Raw genomic sequence first — 1,026 nt, forward strand, 5'->3', positions numbered from 1 at the left:
GCGAAGCTGAGAACTTAAGCGCCAGTAAACGGCGGTGGTAACTATAACCATCCTAAGGTAGCGAAATTCCTTGTCGGGTAAGTTCCGACCTGCACGAATGGCGTAACGACTTCCCCGCTGTCTCAACCGCAGACCCGGCGAAATTGCACTACGAGTAAAGATGCTCGTTACGCGCAGCAGGACGGAAAGACCCCGGGACCTTCACTATAGCTTGACATTGGCGTTTGGAACGTCTTGTGTAGGATAGGTGGGAGACTGTGAAGCTGTCACGCTAGTGGTGGTGGAGTCATTGGTGAAATACCACTCTGGTCGTTTTGAACGTCTAACTTCGGTCCGTGATCCGGATCAGGGACAGTGTCTGGTGGGTAGTTTAACTGGGGCGGTTGCCTCCTAAAGAGTAACGGAGGCGCCCAAAGGTTCCCTCAGCCTGGTTGGCAATCAGGTGTCGAGTGTAAGTGCACAAGGGAGCTTGACTGTGAGACCGACGGGTCGAGCAGGAGCGAAAGCTGGGACTAGTGATCCGGCGGTGGCATGTGGAAGCGCCGTCGCTCAACGGCTAAAAGGTACCCCGGGGATAACAGGCTGATCTTCCCCAAGAGTCCATATCGACGGGATGGTTTGGCACCTCGATGTCGGCTCGTCGCATCCTGGGGCTGGAGTAGGTCCCAAGGGTTGGGCTGTTCGCCCATTAAAGCGGTACGCGAGCTGGGTTTAGAACGTCGCGAGACAGTTCGGTCCCTATCCGCTGCGCGCGCAGGAGACTTGAAAGGAGCTGTCCCTAGTACGAGAGGACCGGGACGGACGAACCTCTGGTGTGCCAGTTGTTCCGCCAGGAGCACGGCTGGTTGGCTACGTTCGGAAGGGATAACCGCTGAAAGCATCTAAGCGGGAAGCTCGCCTTGAGATGAGGTCTCCCACCACGAGAGTGGGTAAGGCTCCCGGTAGACGACCGGGTTGATAGGCTGGAAGTGGAAGCGCAGTAATGTGTGGAGCTGACCAGTACTAATAGGCCGAGGACTTGACCAC

The 1,026-nt window shown here is 56.6% G+C and carries 1 rRNA gene; it reads left to right on the forward strand.

From position 1 onward, the window contains the following. A 23S ribosomal RNA gene (locus AB0G16_RS38845) occupies positions 1 to 1,026 on the forward strand; the annotation flags it as partial.

The sequence above is a fragment of the Streptosporangium sp. NPDC023615 genome (assembly GCF_040640155.1).
Classification (GTDB): domain Bacteria; phylum Actinomycetota; class Actinomycetes; order Streptosporangiales; family Streptosporangiaceae; genus Streptosporangium.